This window comes from Salinivibrio sp. SS2, assembly GCF_001722075.1.
Lineage (GTDB): Bacteria > Pseudomonadota > Gammaproteobacteria > Enterobacterales > Vibrionaceae > Salinivibrio > Salinivibrio proteolyticus.
In genome coordinates, this window is record NZ_MEBP01000073.1 from 16,655 (window position 1) to 34,037 (window position 17,383).

Below are 17,383 nucleotides of genomic sequence, written 5' to 3' on the forward strand. Positions count from 1 at the left end.
CAAACAAGTGTGAGTTTGTGTTTCGAATTCGCGCATTGTGTGATGATCTCGCCGTCTTTGTGACACGGAAAATGCCACACTCCCGTTACGATACAGTAACAAGGAGGCCCCATGCCAAATAGCCAGTATATTGAAACGGATGTGGTCATCATCGGTGGGGGTGCAACCGGCACCGGCATCATGCGAGATTGCGCACTGCGTGGCATCTCATGCATTTTGCTCGAACGTGACGATATTGCGGCAGGCACATCGGGGCGCAATCATGGACTGCTGCATTCTGGGGCTCGTTACGCGGTCACAGATACCGAATCGGCCCGTGAATGCATTCAAGAAAACACCATCCTTAAATCCGTTGCTCGCCACTGCGTGGAAGACACCAGCGGACTTTTTATCACCTTGCCGGAAGATGATTTAGCGTACCAAGACACCTTTATTGCCAGTTGCGATAAAGCCGGTATTCCGACCCGAAAACTGACACCACGTGAAGCGTTAGCGTTCGAACCCAACGCGAATCCAGCGATGATTGGCGCGGTACAGGTGCCGGATGGCATTATCGATCCGTTTCGTTTGTGTGCCGCGAATGTGTTGGACGGCAAAGAGCACGGCGCCAAGGTGTTTAACCATACCCGAGTGACGGGATTAATTCGTCAAGGGGCGACGGTGCAAGGCGTCCAGTGTTTGCATACCCTCACCGGCGAGCGTTTTGCCATTATGGCGAAGCAAGTGATCAATGCCGCAGGGATTTGGGGGCAGACAATCTGCGAGTATGCCGATCTGAATATCAAGATGTTCCCCGCCAAGGGCTCATTGCTGATCCTCGATTATCGGATTAATAACCGTGTGATCAACCGCTGCCGGAAACCGGCAGACGCCGATATATTGGTGCCCGGTGACACCATTTCCTTAATCGGCACCACCTCTGAGCACATCGAGTACGATCAGATTGATAAGCTCGCGGTGACGCCACAAGAAGTGGATGTGCTGATGCGTGAAGGGGCGAAGCTCGCCCCCATCATGGCCAATACCCGCGTGTTGCGCGCCTATGCGGGCGTGCGGCCTTTGGTCTCGGTAGATGACGACGGCAGTGGCCGTAATATCAGTCGCGGCATTGTGTTACTCGATCACCAAGCACGCGATGGGCTGGAAGGCTTGATCACTATCACTGGTGGCAAGCTCATGACCTATCGTTTGATGGCCGAGCAAGCCACAGACTTGGTGGCTGAAAAGTTGGGTAACCGCAACCGTTGCCAAACTGCGATTCGCCCGCTTCCGGGCTCTGAGCCTTCTAAAGGGATCCGTAAAGCCAGTGCCAGCTTGGTGAAACCTGTCTACCAATCCGCCTATTACCGCCACGGTGAGCGCGTTAGCCATTTTTTAGATGAAAGTGACGACAGCCAAGCGGTGATTTGCGAATGCGAAATGGTGACCAAGGGCGAGGTGAACTATGCGATTCAATCGCTGGATGTGAAAAATCTCACCGATCTGCGTCGGCGCACTCGTCTGGGTATGGGGCCTTGTCAGGGCGAGCTGTGCAGCTATCGTGCCGCTAGCTTATTCAGTGAACTGGCAGGGATAGATGGCCAAGCCAGTGCAGGGCTGCTGGTGGACTTTCTCGAAGAGCGCTGGAAAGGCGTGAAACCGATTTTTTGGGGCGATGCGCTACGCGAAGCCGAATTTAGCTATTGGATTTATCAAGGATTGTTTGGCGCCGGTGAGGTGCCAACGCCGCCGAAGGCACCGCGCAGTAGCGCTGAGATAAAGCGTGCTGCACCGACGTCAGCGGCTGATCAGGAGGTATCACAATGATCCACTACGATATCGCAGTGATTGGTGGCGGCATTGCCGGGTTTACTGCCGCATTGCGGTCACTGGAAGCGGGCAAGAAAACCGTAATGATTAGCGCCGGACAAAGCGCGCTACATTTCTCGTCAGGCTCCATTGATGTATTGGGCCATTTTCCCAATGGTGAGCCGGTCAGTCAGCCTTTTGAAGCGATTCCGAAACTGGTGCGCCAGCACCCTGAGCATCCCTATGCCAAAGTCAGTTTAGAGGAAATCACCCAGTCACTCGCTTGGTTCCAACACCAACTGAGTGCGCAAAAGGTGTGTCTGTATCATCAAGAAGATAATGCCAACCACGGCCGTATTACGCCATTGGGCACCGTGCGCCCGACGTGGCTATCGCAAGGGCATGTGTATCAGCATCGCGGCCCGCGTCGTTTCTCTGGTCTGTGTTTTGTGGCCATTGAAGGCTATCGCGATGCGCAACCGACGTTAGCGAAGGACACCATTACCGCCCAGCGTGATTTTGCATCCTGCCCAAGTCGCACCATTACGCTGTCGATTCCGGGAGCTGAGCGATTACGCCGTAACCGCAATGAGCTGCGCTCAGTGGATCTTTCTCGTTTATTGGCTGAGCCTGATGCCTTTGACAGTCTGTGCGAGCAACTAATCATGCAGTCCGGCCCAGATGAGCTGGTGATCTTACCCGCCATTATTGCCGATGTGGCGGGTGAGCGAGGTATGGATGCGCTGAAACAGCGCACCGATCGCTGCTTTCACGAAGTGCCGACCATGCCGCCTTCGCTGCTGGGGATCCGCATTGAGCGTGCGTTACAGCGGGCTTTCGCTAGCGCGGGTGGGGTATTGCTACGCGGCGATCAAGTGACTGGCGGTGAGTTTGACGACAACGGTCGCCTTACCGCTTTGCATACGCGTCAACTTGAAGATATTCCGTTAACCGCAGAGGCCGTGATCTTGGCCACGGGCAGCTATTTTAGTCGCGGTCTCAATGCCGACCGCACTCAGGTGAGCGAACCGACGTTGGGATTAGACATGGTGCAAAGCCCTGATCGCAGCGAGTGGCGCAACGACGACTTTTTCAGTCAGCAAAGCCACCCCTTTATGGCCTTTGGCATCAACACCGACAACCAACTGCGGCCCACCGCACGCGGCAAGCGCTGCCAAAACCTGTTTGTGTGTGGTGCGGTACTTAGTGGTTACGATCCCGTCTATGAGGGCTGTGGCGGTGGCGTCGCGATCGCAACTGGCTACGCCGCCGCGCAACGTGCGCTCGCTGTGATGGCGAACGCTAAGGAGGCGTCCCATGCTAACTGAATGGCTGAAACAGCGTGATTATAGCGACCATGCGCCGCAACCCACCAGTTTTGATCAATGCATTAAATGCACGGTCTGTACTGTGTATTGCCCGGTATCAAAAGCGAACCCTGCGTATCCTGGTCCCAAAGAGTGTGGCCCGGATGGTGAGCGTCTGCGGATCAAAAACCCTGAGTATTATGATGACCTGCTCAAGCTATGCACCAACTGCAAACGCTGTGAGACCGCCTGTCCTTCCGGGGTGAAAATTGGCGATATCATTGCGGTGGCGCGCGGTAAACACGGCAAGAAGAATATCAATCCCAAGCTGATGCGTGATTACGTGCTGAGCCATACCGACTTGTTTGGCACGCTTGCCAATCCAGTGGCACCGTTGGTGAATGTGATGACGGATCTGAAACCGGTGAAAGCGGTGATGCATGCCACGATTGGGGTGGATAAACATAAATCTCTACCCAAGTATTCGTTTGGCACCTTTCGGCGTTGGATGAAAAGCCAAGCGGCGGCGCAAGCGGATTATCCTAAACAAGTCAGTTACTTTCATGGCTGTTATGTGAATTTCAACAATCCGCAGCTTGGTAAAGACTTGGTGAAAGTGATGAATGCGATGGGGTACGGCGTGCAATTGCTCGAGAAACATAAATGTTGTGGCGTGCCTTTAATTGCCAATGGCTTTTACGATAAAGCGCGCCGTAACGCGACCGCTAATACCGCGATGATTGCCGATGCGGTTGCCGAGTATCGCCCTGTAATAGCCACCTCCTCATCGTGTGCGCTGACGTTAAAAGAAGAGTACCCCCACGTACTGGGAGTGGATAACGCCCACGTGGCAGGGCAAATCAGCTTTGTGACCCGCTTTTTACTCAAAGCGGCCATGAATGGCGAGATGCCCAAGCTCAACCCAATTAATAAGCGGGTGGTTTACCATACCCCTTGTCACTTGGAGCGCAGTGGTAATGCGATGTTTACCATTGAGCTGTTGCGTATGATCCCAGGCTTAGAGGTGATTGTGCTCGATAGCGAGTGTTGTGGCTTGGCAGGTACCTATGGGTTTAAAACCGAGAACTATCAAACCTCGATTGCCATCGGTAGTGGCTTGTTTGCTCAGATTGAAGCCGCGCAGGCGGACTTTGCGATCACCGACTGTGAAACCTGTAAATGGCAAATTGAAGAAAACACGTCGCTGGACGCCTTGCATCCGGTGAGTGTGCTGGCGATGGCCGTTGGAGAACCATCGGCGTCTTGATTCTTGATATTTGGTTAAAAGAAAAAACGCCACCCAATGCGGTGGCGCTTTTGTTGAATGTCCAGTGTGGTTTATTGGTTAGTTTGCGATGTTTTCGATGCAGTCGATTTACCCATCGACTCTTCAAGCAAAGATTTCAGCACACTGATTGTCATGAGGATCAGAAGAATACTGATAGGTAATGCGGTGACCATATTGGCCGTTTGCAGTGCTTTCAAGCCGCCTGCGACCAACAGCACGGCGGCAACCGCCCCGATCATCGACCCCCAAAAAATACGGAAACGCTTCGGTGGGTGCTCATTGCCCATTGAAAGGATCGTGGTAAGCACCAGCGTGCTAGAGTCGGACGAGGTGATAAACCAGCTAAACAGCAAGAAAATCATCATGGCATTAAGAATCCATCCTGTAATGCCACCGCCGGTGATCCCATCGGCACTGGCAAAGAGTGCAGCGGGTAAGTCCCAGCTATTCACCAAATCAATGATCCCTGCGCTACCAATTCCAGCGTCAGCGACAAGCTCTTGATGTAGGGCATTACCACCAAAGATAGCGAGCCAAGCAAAAATCATCAGTGTCGGCGCGCACAGCACACCAAAGATAAATTCGCGTAGGGTACGACCGCGTGAAATACGCGCAATAAATAGGCCAATAAAGGGCGCCCAAGCAATCCACCATCCCCAGTAGAAAATGGTCCATGCATTTTGCCATGCAGCGGGACCTTGCTCATCAGGGAACCACAGCCCCATTGGCATAAAGTTCACCAAGTAGTCACCCAGCGAGACGCCAAAAATCTGAATCAGCCAAGCTGTCGGGCCACCAAACAGGAAGTAGGCGATCACAAGGGCCGAGACAATAATGTTCCACTCAGAGATAATCCGAATCCCTTTACCCACGCCAGATAGCGCAGACATAATGGAAGCCACAGAGATCAGCGCAATGAGTATTACCTGAGTGACTACACCGGGATCAATCCCAAATAAACGATCCAGCCCTACGGCAATTTGGCTGACGCCTAACCCCAGTGAGGTCGCGACACCAAATACACAACCCAGCACGCCAAGAATATCGATGGCATGCCCCATCGGGCCATAAATACGCTCACCAATGAGTGGATAGACGGTCGAACGTAGGGCCAGAGGCAGTTTCTTACGAAACGAAAAATAGGCCAACGCAAGCCCGACAATTACATACACCGCCCAGCCATGAAAGCCCCAATGGAAATAGGTGACTCGCAACGCATCGGCGGCACGATCAAAGCCCATGGTGGTTGCCCCAGCCATATCGGCATACGGGTTGTTGGGGTAGCCGAACGCACCACTTGTATCAAAGTAGAACGTGGGTTCGGCTACCCCAAAAAACAGTACGCCAATTCCAACACCGGCGGAAAAAAGCATGGCTAACCAAGAAAACGTGCTGAACTCGGGGCGATCGTCATCATCTCCCAGACGGATGCTGCCTAAGCGCGTGACGGCAATGATCAAACTAGTAGTGAGAAGCAGCACCAGCACCATCATGTAGTACCAACCAAAGGTGGATTCGACCCAGCCCCGTGCAGTTGCAAAGATAGTGGCGGCAAGATCGGTGTTAAAGCCTGTAAACAGAACGAAGGCGAAAACCAGAAGGGTAGCGGCGATCATCATATTTTTGTGAACGCCTTTGAAAAGGCCGCTTTGGGTTACGCGGTTTTCAAATGGGTGATAAGTCGGGCGCATTGATTCGGCGCCGGATGTACTTCGTGTACGTTGCGTTGACATGAATAACTCCTCTTTCAAACGCGAAAAATTAGGGTAGCGGTAAGCGCTAATGGTGCTCCTTAAACAAGCGGAAAAATTGGCGAACTATCGGCTCGCCGCGTGGCTGCTGTCGGCAAAAATTGGCAGCCTGTGAAAACGAATTCGGGCAGCAATGTACTCAATATTCGCTATGTTTGCAAAAAACTGAGGGATAAATCACAGCTAAAAGCTGTAAAATGCCGAGAAAATCAGCAAAAAATGTCGATAAGACGACCAAGTTAGACTGGACTTCGTATACTGAAAACAGACCTCAAAGTGACCGTTTTTTGATGGGAGTAGCTTCATGAAATCTCAACCTTCTGCTCGCGATACCATGCTGCAACTTGGCTATCTGGGTTTGGTTCCGTTTATTGGCGGGGTAATTATTACTTGGGCCGATTTAACCTTATTTGGACTCAGTGGTGAGCAGCTATTTTTAAGCTACAGTGCGGTGATTTTAAGCTTCTTATCTGGCGTGTTGTGGGGTAATGGTATCGATCATTTTTCCCATCAACTCAGCCGTAATGCATTATTGCTGAGTAACTTATTCGCTCTACTGGCATGGGGTGCACTCATTCAAGGGGCAACGCAATACGTGATCGCCACTGGTATTCTGACTGCGGGTTACTTGGCGGTATGGTTGGCTGAAAAATGGATCCGAAAGAGCGAGCGTGAAGAGGCGCAGCCCGCCGCTTACCAAGTGATGCGTGGCCGTTTGACTGCGGGTGTTGTGGGCTGTCATGGCTTACTGTTACTGGTGGCTTAATGTCAGCTTTTGGCCTACTGTCGCGAGTTATCTTGACAATGAAAAACGGATTTAGATTGAACCTATCACAATGATTGGTCGTACCCGTTAGCTTACTGACAATAAAATAATTAACTTGGCAGAAATGCCAAAAGTTGTAACGGGGACAACATGACTATCATTCAGTACCTACGTGTGGTTTTTCTCACCCTTGGTGTGGCGGTAGCAGCAAGTGGTGCCTACCTTTTTAGCGAAATTAATACAGTCAAAACACAGTTTAACGACGTTGTTGAACGAAATGTTCGGCTTCTTAGTACGGTCTCTGATCTCCGTTATTACACAGTGACCTATCGTCGCTTCGCGCTTGATTATGGCCTCACAGATAGCCGCCAAGAACACCGGGATATTTTGGTAAAAATTGAACGCAATGATGAGGCAGTTAGCCAAGCTTTGGCTGACATGGAAGTCTTGACTGTACGAGATGCCACTAGCCTAGCGGTCACAGATATTGCCGATCGACTGGATGCGTATCGCCAAATGCAGAACGACTACATAAGCCTGATAGATAACGGTCGTATTGAAGATGCGCGCCGTAAAATGCTTGGGCCGATGCTGGCACCTTTTGATCAGATTGTGGCGAACCTTGCCACCTTACAAGCATCGATAGAAGACCAAGCTAACGCGATTAAAACGCGTGAGGCGAATAAAATCGAACAGCTGGTTTATATTGGCATCGCGGTCATTATCGCGCTGATCGCATTGATGGTTGGGGTAGCCCTGCTTCTTCAACAGCGTATTCGTGGTCCGCTTGCGCGCTTAGTGACGCAGATGCAGCGAGTTGAGAGCGGCGACTTAACCCAACGCCTCAGTTTGGATGCGTTTAATCGTGATGAACTCGGGCAAGCAGCCCAGACATTTGACCAAATGCAAAGTAGTGTTACAGCGCTTATCAGTGCCTTGGTCAAAGGGACTGAGCGTCTGCAGGCGGTGAGTGATGAGCTATCCAACCAAGTGACCGACACCGTCAGGAGTGTTGAACAACAGCGTGGCGAGTTATCACAATTGGCGAGCGCGATGACGCAGATGGAATCGACCTTTGGGGAAGTTGCTACCAATACGGTCAATGCAGCGGAGCAAACGGATAAATCTCGCGATTACGCTGAGCAAGGGCGAGAGACTTTTGAGCAGTCGTATCAGCAAAGTGTGGCGGCACAGGACCAAGTGAATAGAGCGTCGCAAGTTATTGAAGCTTTGAGCGCAGACAGTGAGAGTATCGGCAAAGTGTCTGAAGTGATCAGTACAATTGCAGAGCAAACCAACCTGTTGGCACTGAATGCTGCGATTGAAGCGGCGCGAGCGGGGGAGGCCGGCCGTGGCTTTGCGGTGGTCGCTGACGAGGTTCGTGGATTAGCCACTAAAACCCAGTCATCCACGGATGAGATCAATCAAATCATTGAAGGATTGCAAACCAAAGCGCGTCAGGCCTATCAAGTGATGACGGATAGCCAAACGCTTACCCAAAAAAGCTTGGATGACGCGAAACGCGCGGCAGAAGCAATTGAAACGATTAATGCAGCGACACAGCAAGTGTCCGAAATGACCGGAGCGATTGCGACCGCCACAGAGGAGCAAACCACGGCAGCGGGCGATCTGAACCAAAATGTGTCGGCGATTCACCGTGCCGCGGAGTCGCTCGCAGAGACTGCAGAGAAAACGTGGGACGCCTATGAGCGACTAGAGAAAGAAAACGCCAGCATTCGCGAGCAAGCCCAAGCGTTTCGACTCTAACATCTCACAGTAGCCTTGATGCAAAATGCGCCTAACCGGCGCATTTTTTGTCGGATGAGCTGAATTAGCGAAATAAATAGAGAGACAGAAAGTAATTCACATTGTGATTGATGGTTCGCAGTACCGCGGTTGTGCTGGCGTTGGTCTGTTCAGACACATCCCAAGGTACAAATTTGCCATAGCTGGGCAGTGCAAGGCCCGATTGCACGGCGGCAGGCGAAAGGGCGACTAAATAGTCAACATAGTTTAACGATAAGCCGGCCAAAGGCACCGGCACAATGTCCGCGGTTGAGATTTGAAATTGAATCAACGCCCGTGCGGCCGGCTCGGTTGCCATGTCAGGACTGGTGTGACAGCACACGATCTCAAAAAATGCTCCGGCTTTGTTCTGCATAATAGCGCTTGCCATTAACGAGGCGCCCTGAAGCCCATCACACAAAAACAGAACCGACGGTTTACTGGGTTGGGATTGGGTGTTTTTTATTCTCGCCCGATGCGACTTAATTGAGCGCGCGAGGCTATCGTTTGGCTCGGCCATGATGAATCCTTACGGCTATTCCCTGTTTTACGCCAGGATGTTGTGCAGCCCCATGCTACACGACTTAATTGGTGCTTTTATCCGCTTATAATCGGTGTTGCAGCACGAAAAAGCTTGGCTATATCCTAGCGATACCGCCGCGCAACGCGAGCGTATGAGCGCCAATTTTTGCGTTGCTTACCAAAGGATCGGCCTGTCATTAAAGCTTCATCGTCTCATCAAGGAAGTGTCACGAACCCTGCTTAAGGTGTTTCACAGCTAACCGAGTTCTTCGTCATGTGCAGGTTGGACAATTTGCACAGCACTAACTTAAACAATCGACTTGGAGGTTGATGTGAAACTCAAAGCTCTCTTTGCTGCTACTACAGTATCAATGGCCGTATTGGCCGCGGGTAGCGCAACGGCCGCAAACCGTGACTACATTAGCATCGTTGGCTCTTCTACCGTTTACCCTTTTGCTACTGTGGTTGCTGAGCGCTTCGGTCGCACGTCGCAATACTCAGTACCCAAAATCGAATCAACTGGTTCAGGCGGTGGCTTGAAGCTGTTCTGTGCAGGTGTGGGTGAAAATACACCAGATATCACGAATGCATCACGCAAAATCAAAAGCTCTGAGATTGAGCGTTGTAAAGCCAATGGCGTAGACGACATCGTCGAAATCAAAATTGGTTATGACGGCATCGCCTTTGCGAACTCAAAAGCATCGCCACAATATGACGTATCACTGAAAGATCTTTACACCGCACTGGCTAAAACCGTGCCAGACGGCAAAGGCAACTTCATCGACAACCCACACAAAACGTGGAAAGACGTGAACCCATCGCTGCCGAAAACCAAGATCGAAGTGCTAGGTCCACCACCAACGTCAGGTACGCGTGATGCGTTTGTTGAACTCGCTATGGAAGCAGGCTGTTCTCAATATCCTGAAATCGCCGCACTAGAAGACAGTGATGAAGATAAATTCAAAGCCATTTGTCACGGTATGCGTGAAGATGGTGCCTTTATTGAAGCGGGCGAAAACGACAACTTGATCGTGCAAAAGCTTGAAGCGAATCCAGATGCGTTCGGTATCTTTGGTTACAGCTTCCTCGAGCAGAATGCCGATAAAGTTCAAGGCGCAAAAATTGCCGGTGTTGAGCCGACGTTTGATGCGATTGGTAGTGGCGAGTATCCCGTATCACGCTCACTCTACTTCTATGTGAAGAAAGCGCATGAAGATGTCATTCCAGGCTTGAAAGAGTATGTGAATGCCTTTACGGCAGAAGATGCTATCGGCGAAATGGGCTATTTGACCGACCGTGGTCTGATCCCATTGGCAAGCCAAGAATGGAACAACGTACGCACTGCAGCGGTGAACCTAAACCCGAATTTGTAATTGCAGTGTGAACGCGAAAAGGTGGCACACGCGCTGTGTCACCTTTATTCGTGTTCAGGAGGAACAATGACCACATCCATGTTGATGACCGTAATTGCGCTGATTGCAATTTCAGGCTTCTTTCTTGCTCGAACACGTTCAATCAAACTGGCCGATATGGCTGGTGGATTGAGCAAGCTTCACTCTCGCCCCAACTACTATGGCTCCTATGTTGCGATTCTCGCCGCCATTCCGGCGTTGATTCTACTGCTGCTATGGCAAGCCGTGGAGCCGAACTTGATCCACAGTTTGGTGATGGCACAGATCCCAGATAGCTACCTTGTGCGCATCAATAGCCATGACTTGGTCTACAGCCAAATCGGGAACATTGCCAGTGGCATCACCCAAACTGACGATGCTGTCTTGTTAGCAGCGGCTGAACACTATCAATCCCTCCATGCGTTAGGGAACACCTTGCGTTTTACCGCCATGACAACATTGGCGTTGGCCGGATTTGCCTTTGGATGGCGCTCGCTGCGGCCGCGGCTAAGGGCCCGCAACCGTGTCGAGAACGTGATGCAGGCGTTTTTGCTGCTTTGTTCGACGTTAGCCATTCTGACCACGCTAGGCATTGTGCTCTCAGTGCTGTTTGAAGCCCTGCGCTTTTTCCAGATGATCTCGATTACCGACTTTATCTTCGGGACGGAGTGGTCACCGCAAATTGCCTTGCGCGCAGATCAGCAAGGGGCAAGCGGCTCTTTTGGCGCGATTCCGCTGTTCACCGGTACCTTGATGATCTCGATTATCGCCATGTGTATTGCGGCGCCTGTAGGGCTGATGAGTGCCATCTATCTCGCTGAATACGCCTCACCGCGTGTACGCAGTATCGTGAAGCCGATTCTTGAAATTCTCGCTGGTATTCCGACCGTGGTGTATGGCTTTTTCGCTGCATTAGTCGCGGCACCGGTGATCCGTGACGTTGCGCAAGCGATCGGGTTTGAGAGTGCATCCTCGGAAAGCGCACTGGCGGCAGGGTTTGTCATGGGGGTGATGATCATCCCATTTGTGTCTTCATTATCCGACGATGTGATCACCGCCGTGCCGCAGTCATTGCGCGATGGCTCGCTCGGGCTGGGGGCAACGCCATCTGAAACCATCCGCCAAGTGGTTATTCCGGCCGCGTTACCGGGCATTGTCGGGGGGCTCTTGCTTGCCGTATCCCGTGCCATTGGCGAAACCATGATTGTGGTCATGGCCGCTGGCCTTTCGGCTAACCTCACTGCGAACCCACTTGATTCGGTCACCACGGTTACCGTGCAGATCGTAACCCTGCTGGTGGGCGACCAAGAGTTTGATAGCCCGAAAACCTTGGCCGCATTTGCACTGGGTTTGACGCTCTTTGTTGTGACGTTAGCGCTGAACTTTGTTGCGCTCCGTATTGTGAAGAAATATCGAGAACAATATGACTGATAAAATTGCACAGATCGCGCAAAACAAGCGCGCGCGAGTAAAAGCAGGCCTTGCCAAACGACGCGGACGCGAAGGACGCTTTCGTTGGTATGGCATTGGGTCGATTTTGTTGGCGTTTACGTTTTTGGTGGTATTGCTTGGGTCAATCATCTCGCAAGGCTATACCGCCTTCTACACCACAGAAATTCGCCTCACGGTCGATTTAAGCGCCGAAAAGCTTGGCATTGAGGGCAAACCGCTCAATGACGAAACATTGCAATACCTGAGCTATCGCTCGGTACTGGCCGATGCCATTTTTGCTACCTTGCCAGACGTGACGTCACGTACAGATAAGCGCGAGCTATTCCGCTTCCTTTCCACGGGGGCGGAGTACGATTTGCGTGACCGCGTAGCCGCAGATCCTAGCCTTGTTGGACAGCAAATCGATATTTGGGCGCTTGCTGGAGACAACGTCAACCAGTTCAACAAAGGCAATATCGACGGCAACTTACCGGAGTCTTATCGTCAGTTTAAAGACAAGCACATTGGTTGGTTTAAGCAACTGCAAAGCGATGATCGGATCCGTACCGTGTTTAACACCCGCTTTTTCACCAATGGTGATAGCCGCGATGCCGAACTCGCTGGAATTTGGGGGGCGACGGTTGGATCCTTCTACACCTTATTGGTCACCTTAGTGCTGAGCTTTCCGATTGGGGTAGCCGCGGCGATTTACTTGGAAGAGTTTGCGCCACGCAACCGCATTACCGAGATCATTGAAATTAACATCAATAACCTCGCGGCCGTCCCCTCGATTGTGTTTGGTTTACTGGGGCTGGCGGTATTCCTCAACTTTGCTGACCTACCGCGTTCTGCGCCGGTTGTGGGCGGCTTGGTGCTTACCCTTATGACGCTGCCAACCATCATTATTTCCAGCCGTGCCTCTATTAAAGCGGTGCCACCCTCGGTCCGTGATGCCGCGTTAGGGGTAGGGGCCTCCAAGATGCAAATGGTTATTCACCATGTGCTGCCATTAGCGATGCCAGGCATGCTCACCGGCACCATCATTGGGATGGCACAAGCGCTAGGTGAAACCGCACCGCTTCTTATGATCGGTATGGTGGCGTTTATTGTTGACATTCCATCTGGGCCACTCGATGCGGCGACCGCGCTACCTGTACAAATCTATTTATGGGCAGAGAATCCTGAAAAGGGCTTTGTCGAAAACACCTCTGGCGCAATCATGGTGCTGCTGGCATTCCTTGCTTTTATGAATGCCTGCGCCGTGATTATGCGTAAGCGTCTCGAGCGACGCTGGTAAGTCGGGAGAGAAAACCATGACGACAACAACCATGACTAACGGAACTCTTACAGAGCAAACAGTGAACACGACGCCCCAAAATACCGCAGCCCCCAAAGAAACCTGTGGTGTGCCCTTTGTTGATAATCCGCGAATGACGGCGCGCAATGTCTTTGTGAACTATGAGCATGGCGCAAAACCGGCGATCGCAGACGTGAGCCTTGATATTGGCGAGAAAGAAGTTCTCGCGATGATCGGTCCATCAGGCTGCGGCAAATCCACTTTTTTGCGCTGTTTAAATCGAATGAATGACACCATTCCCGGCTGTGTGGTGACCGGCGATATCATTCTCGACGGTGAAGATATTCACCACAAAGAGACAGAAATTGTGGAACTGCGCTCGCAAGTGGGCATGGTTTTCCAGCGTCCTAATCCGTTCCCTAAATCGGTGTATGACAACGTGGCCTATGGCCCGAGAATTCATGGACTGATCGACACCAAAGCCGATCTCGATGAGTTAGTGGAACAATCGCTGACTCGAGCCGGGCTATGGAACGAAGTGAAAGATCGCCTCGACCAGCCTGCTACAGGCTTATCTGGTGGTCAGCAGCAGCGCCTATGCATTGCTCGCACCATTGCCGTCGCGCCAGAAGTGATTTTGATGGATGAACCATGCTCAGCCCTTGACCCAATTGCTACCGGTATTATTGAAGAGCTGATTGCTGATCTGAAGAAAAACTTCAGCATAGTGATCGTCACGCACTCCATGCAACAAGCCTCGCGTGTGTCTGACCGCACGGCGTACTTCCACTTAGGGAGCTTGGTTGAGGTGAACAGTACCGAAAAAGTGTTCAACGACCCAGAACACAAGCTGACTCATGATTACATTAATGGCCGATTTGGCTAAATAAACGGCGGGGTAAAAGAGAGGAAAGCGCTGAAAATAGGCTTTTGCTGATAATTTCAGCACTTAAGTGCGAAAAAGTAAAAATGGACTTTACATCGCTCTGAGCAGCCTCTAGTATACGCCCCGTTCCGGAGAGATGGCTGAGTGGTTGAAAGCACCGGTCTTGAAAACCGGCAAGGGTTAATAGCCCTTCTAGGGTTCAAATCCCTATCTCTCCGCCACATACCGAAAAGCCGCTGATTACTCAGCGGCTTTTTTGCATCTATGCCTCCGCAAACATACAAATCCTGACCTCACCAACATTTTAGGCGATTCTGTCTAAACAGCTATTCTGCACTTTGGTATTCTAACCCTTTATATTTCTGCCTCTTACATGGCCTTTTGGACGCCGCTAACCAACGGCGGTAGCGTGGAACGCAACAAAAGCGCCTACATGGATGCACGCTTTCTCATGACTGATTCACACTTTCCCTAGGCGAAAAAATAAAAAACACGAATAATCAATCGGTTAAAAGTACAAGCGCGGGGATAATGTGAATACCTCAACCGGGATAGGCGGCATGCACACTATCACCGAAGAGACCTTGATGAGATAGATGGAAAAACTGTATTTTTATCAGTGGTTTATGGATAAAACAGGGCGTATAACGATTTTGACAAATCGAGCACGCGCACTAATACAATGTTATAGCTCTGGAGAGAAAGTTGCCATTCGATCTATCGGAAGACCAATTATTGAAAGCTGAAGATGAACTTGGCTCGCAGTTGCCGCACGATTACCGAGAAGCAATGAAATTGGCTAATGGTGGCGAAGCAACAACCGAAGAAGATGACTGGGAGTTTTATCCAATCAAAGATACCTCTGATCGGAAACGGCTTTCTCGCAGTTGTAACCACATTATTAATGAAACAGAATCCTGCAAAGAGTTTGGCAATTTTCCCGAAGGAGCCATAGCAATAGCTGGGAATGGCTTAGGTGATCAGACGGTTTTCATCAAGGAATTAGGGCAGTTTCAAACTGCAGTATTTTTGTGGCTCCATGAAACTGGAGAATTGAAGGAATTAGCTGCATCATGTAAAGAAATCGCAAAGCTATAACAAGGCCAAGCACAAGGGATAGCGCAAGCTGTCATAAAATTTGAAACAAATTTTCCGCCAGCTAGCCTACCCATGTTGGCGGCGTTAGGCGCTAAGAGAACTAAATAACGAGGCACGACCACGTGTACAAAATACAAAGTGTACAAATCGATCAGTTTTGGCATCGCTTCGATGCGGGCTGTGAGTTTAGACCGGATGTGAACATCATCATCGGCAAGAACGGCACCGGCAAAACGACATTCATGAACATCTTACATGCCGTTTTGTCGGTAGATCTAGATGGCATCGCTTCAAATGATTTCGAAAACGTTACCATCACGCTTTTCAACGGAAAAAGGAAGCGCACAGTTAAGGTGACGAAGGTCGACGATGTCAGTTATCCTTTTCTTATGATGGAGTATCAAATATCGCGTAAAAAGTACCCCTTGCGTTTTGTTTCGACTGATGATCGGCGCATGGCGATGCATTATCGGCGCAGAGCTCAGGAAGAGTCTTCTGAAGTAAGAAAAGTACTTTCTAATTTGGTTTCCCTGTCATCTTTGTCCGTTTACCGCTTAAGAAGTAGCGACGATTATGAAGTAAGGGACAGAAATGGCACTCGGTTAGTAGCTCCCGTCGACTACCGTCTGAACGAATTAATGCAAAAACTCACACACTATCAACTCGAATTATCGCAACATGCAAGGCTGATTTCGACAAAGCTACAGAAAGATGTCCTAGCATCGATTTTGTACGGAGAGGAAGACTCTAAAGCTCAAGGCTACCAGCTAGATTTTGACAAGGAAGCCGAAAAGCGCGATTTGATCTCAGCATACAGTCAACTTAATGCTATTGACTCTGGAGTTAGAAAGAAAATCAATTTTCATGTAGATGCCGTTGATAAAGCAATAGTCGCGTTAGCAGAAATAAATGCAAACCTAGGAAAAGAAAAGGAATCAGAGCAAAGAGTCGATTTTCGGTCGCTCGAAGCGTTAAGAAAGAGCCGCAAGATTATAGAGATGTCGCTGGCTGCTGAGACCGAAACAACCCGAATCTTCTCGCAAATAAATAAGTTTCTAACGATTGCTCGAACCTTTATCGAAGAGAAAGATTTTAACTTCGAGGGCGGAGATCTTGTTGTTACTACTAAACAGGGGGGGCTTGGGTTAAGCGATCTTTCATCCGGTGAGAAGCAGTTACTCATTTTGTTAACCGAGGCACTTTTGCAGAAGGAAGCTCCCTGCATATTTTTGGCAGATGAACCTGAGTTGTCCCTACATATCGAATGGCAACGCATGATAATACCGGCAATTGTCAACCTCAATCCAAATGCTCAAGTTATCGCCGCGACGCACTCACCAGAGGTGGCTTCCAATTTTTCGGATGCTATCTTTGACATGGAGGACCTCGTCAATGGCAAGCCTTGAATATTCCATTGAAGCAAAGAATGTCCTCACAAAGTTTTATCGCGTAGATAAAATGCTGTATGTCGAAGGTGACGATGATGTTCCGTTTTGGGAGCTCATGTTCGAAAAGTTTGAATCACCTAATGTGCAAGTGCAGCAAGTTGGAGGAAAGGAAGAGCTACGTAAATACATTGATCAGATTAACTCTGGACAATTAAATGCGATTGTCGCGATGGACCGCGATTTCGGACCGTTCGATGGATCGGATACCGAGCATGATTTGATTGTTAGAACGGCCGGTTACTCGATTGAGAATACTCTAATTAACGCAAAGGTGTTAGTAAAAGTGGCAAGGCGGATCGGTCGGTTGCCTGCTAAGAATGCAACGATTGAGGAGTGCCAGAATTGGCTTGAAGACTTCTATCATCAATGTTCAGGTTTGCTCGCCAACGATTTGATAGACCAATGTGAAGGGGCAAAGGTCGGCGTGATTGGAGACAACTGTGATCGATTCTTGGAATCGAAACAAAGTGATAAAGTATGCCTCAAAAAAGTAGAGAAATACCTAAAAAGCTTAGGAGGGTGTTCAAAGTTCTGTGTCACCCAACGTTTAAAGATCTACGTAGTCGTCGAGCCGCCCTTCGAAGTGGATGCTCAGTTGGGACAATGTCAGGTTCCAATTCTGCAC

At 50.3% G+C, this 17,383-nt stretch carries 13 protein-coding genes, 1 tRNA gene and 1 pseudogene; 13 read left to right on the forward strand and 2 right to left on the reverse strand.

Going from position 1 to position 17,383, the window contains the following annotated elements:
- The first annotated feature begins 111 nt into the window (after positions 1 to 111).
- From glpA to glpC, 3 genes are read left to right on the forward strand one after another with little or no spacing between them, the layout of a single operon-like run.
- The gene (gene glpA / locus BGK46_RS07925) at positions 112 to 1,806 is read left to right on the forward strand and encodes an anaerobic glycerol-3-phosphate dehydrogenase subunit A (RefSeq protein ID WP_069588274.1); all 1,695 of its coding nucleotides are present in this window, start codon (positions 112 to 114) and stop codon (positions 1,804 to 1,806) included.
- A complete protein-coding gene (gene glpB, locus BGK46_RS07930) occupies positions 1,803 to 3,116 on the forward strand; it encodes a glycerol-3-phosphate dehydrogenase subunit GlpB (RefSeq protein ID WP_069588276.1) in 1,314 nt (437 codons plus the stop codon). Before glpA ends, glpB begins: the two co-directional genes overlap by 4 nt.
- Positions 3,106 to 4,362, forward strand: coding sequence for an anaerobic glycerol-3-phosphate dehydrogenase subunit GlpC (gene glpC, locus BGK46_RS07935; protein ID WP_069588278.1), 1,257 nt, complete (start codon positions 3,106 to 3,108; stop codon positions 4,360 to 4,362). The genes glpB and glpC overlap by 11 nt, the downstream gene beginning before the upstream one ends.
- Before the next feature lie 71 nt (positions 4,363 to 4,433).
- Here the strand turns inward: glpC and BGK46_RS07940 are convergent, their stop codons facing one another.
- Positions 4,434 to 6,116 carry a BCCT family transporter gene (locus BGK46_RS07940; protein WP_084781336.1) on the reverse strand — a complete coding sequence of 561 codons (1,683 nt, stop codon included), beginning with the start codon at positions 6,114 to 6,116 and terminating at the stop codon, positions 4,434 to 4,436.
- 322 nt (positions 6,117 to 6,438) lie between these two features.
- Here BGK46_RS07940 and BGK46_RS07945 point away from each other — a divergent pair, with 322 nt between their 5' ends.
- Both BGK46_RS07945 and BGK46_RS07950 read left to right on the forward strand, forming a co-directional pair.
- Positions 6,439 to 6,900 (forward strand): DUF3429 domain-containing protein, encoded by a 462-nt coding sequence (locus BGK46_RS07945; RefSeq protein WP_069588280.1) that lies wholly within the window; start codon positions 6,439 to 6,441, stop codon positions 6,898 to 6,900.
- 150 nt (positions 6,901 to 7,050) lie between these two features.
- Positions 7,051 to 8,667, forward strand: a complete 1,617-nt coding sequence (locus tag BGK46_RS07950) for a methyl-accepting chemotaxis protein (protein ID WP_069588281.1) — start codon at positions 7,051 to 7,053, stop codon at positions 8,665 to 8,667.
- 64 nt (positions 8,668 to 8,731) lie between these two features.
- On the opposite strand, the gene BGK46_RS07955 is transcribed toward BGK46_RS07950, so the two are convergent.
- Positions 8,732 to 9,205: a hypothetical protein gene (locus BGK46_RS07955; protein ID WP_069588283.1), complete on the reverse strand. Its 474-nt coding sequence runs from the start codon at positions 9,203 to 9,205 to the stop codon at positions 8,732 to 8,734.
- Between the two features lie 334 nt (positions 9,206 to 9,539).
- On the opposite strand from BGK46_RS07955, the gene BGK46_RS07960 reads away from it, so the two are divergent.
- The 8 genes and pseudogenes from BGK46_RS07960 to BGK46_RS17885 all read left to right on the forward strand — a co-directional run.
- Positions 9,540 to 10,580 carry a substrate-binding domain-containing protein gene (locus tag BGK46_RS07960; RefSeq protein WP_069588285.1) on the forward strand — a complete coding sequence of 347 codons (1,041 nt, stop codon included), beginning with the start codon at positions 9,540 to 9,542 and terminating at the stop codon, positions 10,578 to 10,580.
- 66 nt (positions 10,581 to 10,646) lie between these two features.
- The gene (gene pstC, locus BGK46_RS07965) at positions 10,647 to 12,029 is read left to right on the forward strand and encodes a phosphate ABC transporter permease subunit PstC (RefSeq protein WP_069588287.1); all 1,383 of its coding nucleotides are present in this window, start codon (positions 10,647 to 10,649) and stop codon (positions 12,027 to 12,029) included.
- Entirely contained in the window at positions 12,022 to 13,326 is a 1,305-nt protein-coding gene (gene pstA / locus BGK46_RS07970; protein ID WP_069588288.1) for a phosphate ABC transporter permease PstA, read from the forward strand. The genes pstC and pstA overlap by 8 nt, the downstream gene beginning before the upstream one ends.
- A 133-nt stretch (positions 13,327 to 13,459) precedes the next feature.
- Positions 13,460 to 14,212 carry a phosphate ABC transporter ATP-binding protein PstB gene (gene pstB, locus BGK46_RS07975; protein ID WP_217492729.1) on the forward strand — a complete coding sequence of 251 codons (753 nt, stop codon included), beginning with the start codon at positions 13,460 to 13,462 and terminating at the stop codon, positions 14,210 to 14,212.
- A 130-nt stretch (positions 14,213 to 14,342) separates the two neighbouring features.
- Positions 14,343 to 14,433 (forward strand) — tRNA-Ser (locus BGK46_RS07980).
- A gap of 484 nt (positions 14,434 to 14,917) precedes the next feature.
- A complete protein-coding gene (locus BGK46_RS07985; RefSeq protein ID WP_069588292.1) occupies positions 14,918 to 15,310 on the forward strand; it encodes an SMI1/KNR4 family protein in 393 nt (130 codons plus the stop codon).
- Between the two features lie 122 nt (positions 15,311 to 15,432).
- A complete protein-coding gene (locus BGK46_RS07990) occupies positions 15,433 to 16,716 on the forward strand; it encodes an AAA family ATPase (protein WP_069588294.1) in 1,284 nt (427 codons plus the stop codon).
- A gap of 52 nt (positions 16,717 to 16,768) precedes the next feature.
- A pseudogene (locus BGK46_RS17885) lies at positions 16,769 to 17,242 on the forward strand (DUF4435 domain-containing protein); the annotation flags it as partial.
- Between the last annotated feature and the right edge of the window lie 141 nt (positions 17,243 to 17,383).

Bases quoted from the DNA above. Each gene is read 5' to 3' on its own strand.
- BGK46_RS07950 (WP_069588281.1), top strand. From the start codon at position 7,051: ATGACTATCATTCAGTACCTACGTGTGGTTTTTCTCACCCTTGGTGTG.
- pstB (WP_217492729.1), top strand. From the start codon at position 13,460: ATGACGGCGCGCAATGTCTTTGTGAACTATGAGCATGGCGCAAAACCG.
- BGK46_RS07940 (WP_084781336.1), bottom strand. From the start codon at position 6,116: ATGTCAACGCAACGTACACGAAGTACATCCGGCGCCGAATCAATGCGC.
- pstC (WP_069588287.1), top strand. From the start codon at position 10,647: ATGACCACATCCATGTTGATGACCGTAATTGCGCTGATTGCAATTTCA.
- pstA (WP_069588288.1), top strand. From the start codon at position 12,022: ATGACTGATAAAATTGCACAGATCGCGCAAAACAAGCGCGCGCGAGTA.
- glpA (WP_069588274.1), top strand. From the start codon at position 112: ATGCCAAATAGCCAGTATATTGAAACGGATGTGGTCATCATCGGTGGG.
- BGK46_RS07955 (WP_069588283.1), bottom strand. From the start codon at position 9,205: ATGGCCGAGCCAAACGATAGCCTCGCGCGCTCAATTAAGTCGCATCGG.
- BGK46_RS07945 (WP_069588280.1), top strand. From the start codon at position 6,439: ATGAAATCTCAACCTTCTGCTCGCGATACCATGCTGCAACTTGGCTAT.
- glpB (WP_069588276.1), top strand. From the start codon at position 1,803: ATGATCCACTACGATATCGCAGTGATTGGTGGCGGCATTGCCGGGTTT.
- glpC (WP_069588278.1), top strand. From the start codon at position 3,106: ATGCTAACTGAATGGCTGAAACAGCGTGATTATAGCGACCATGCGCCG.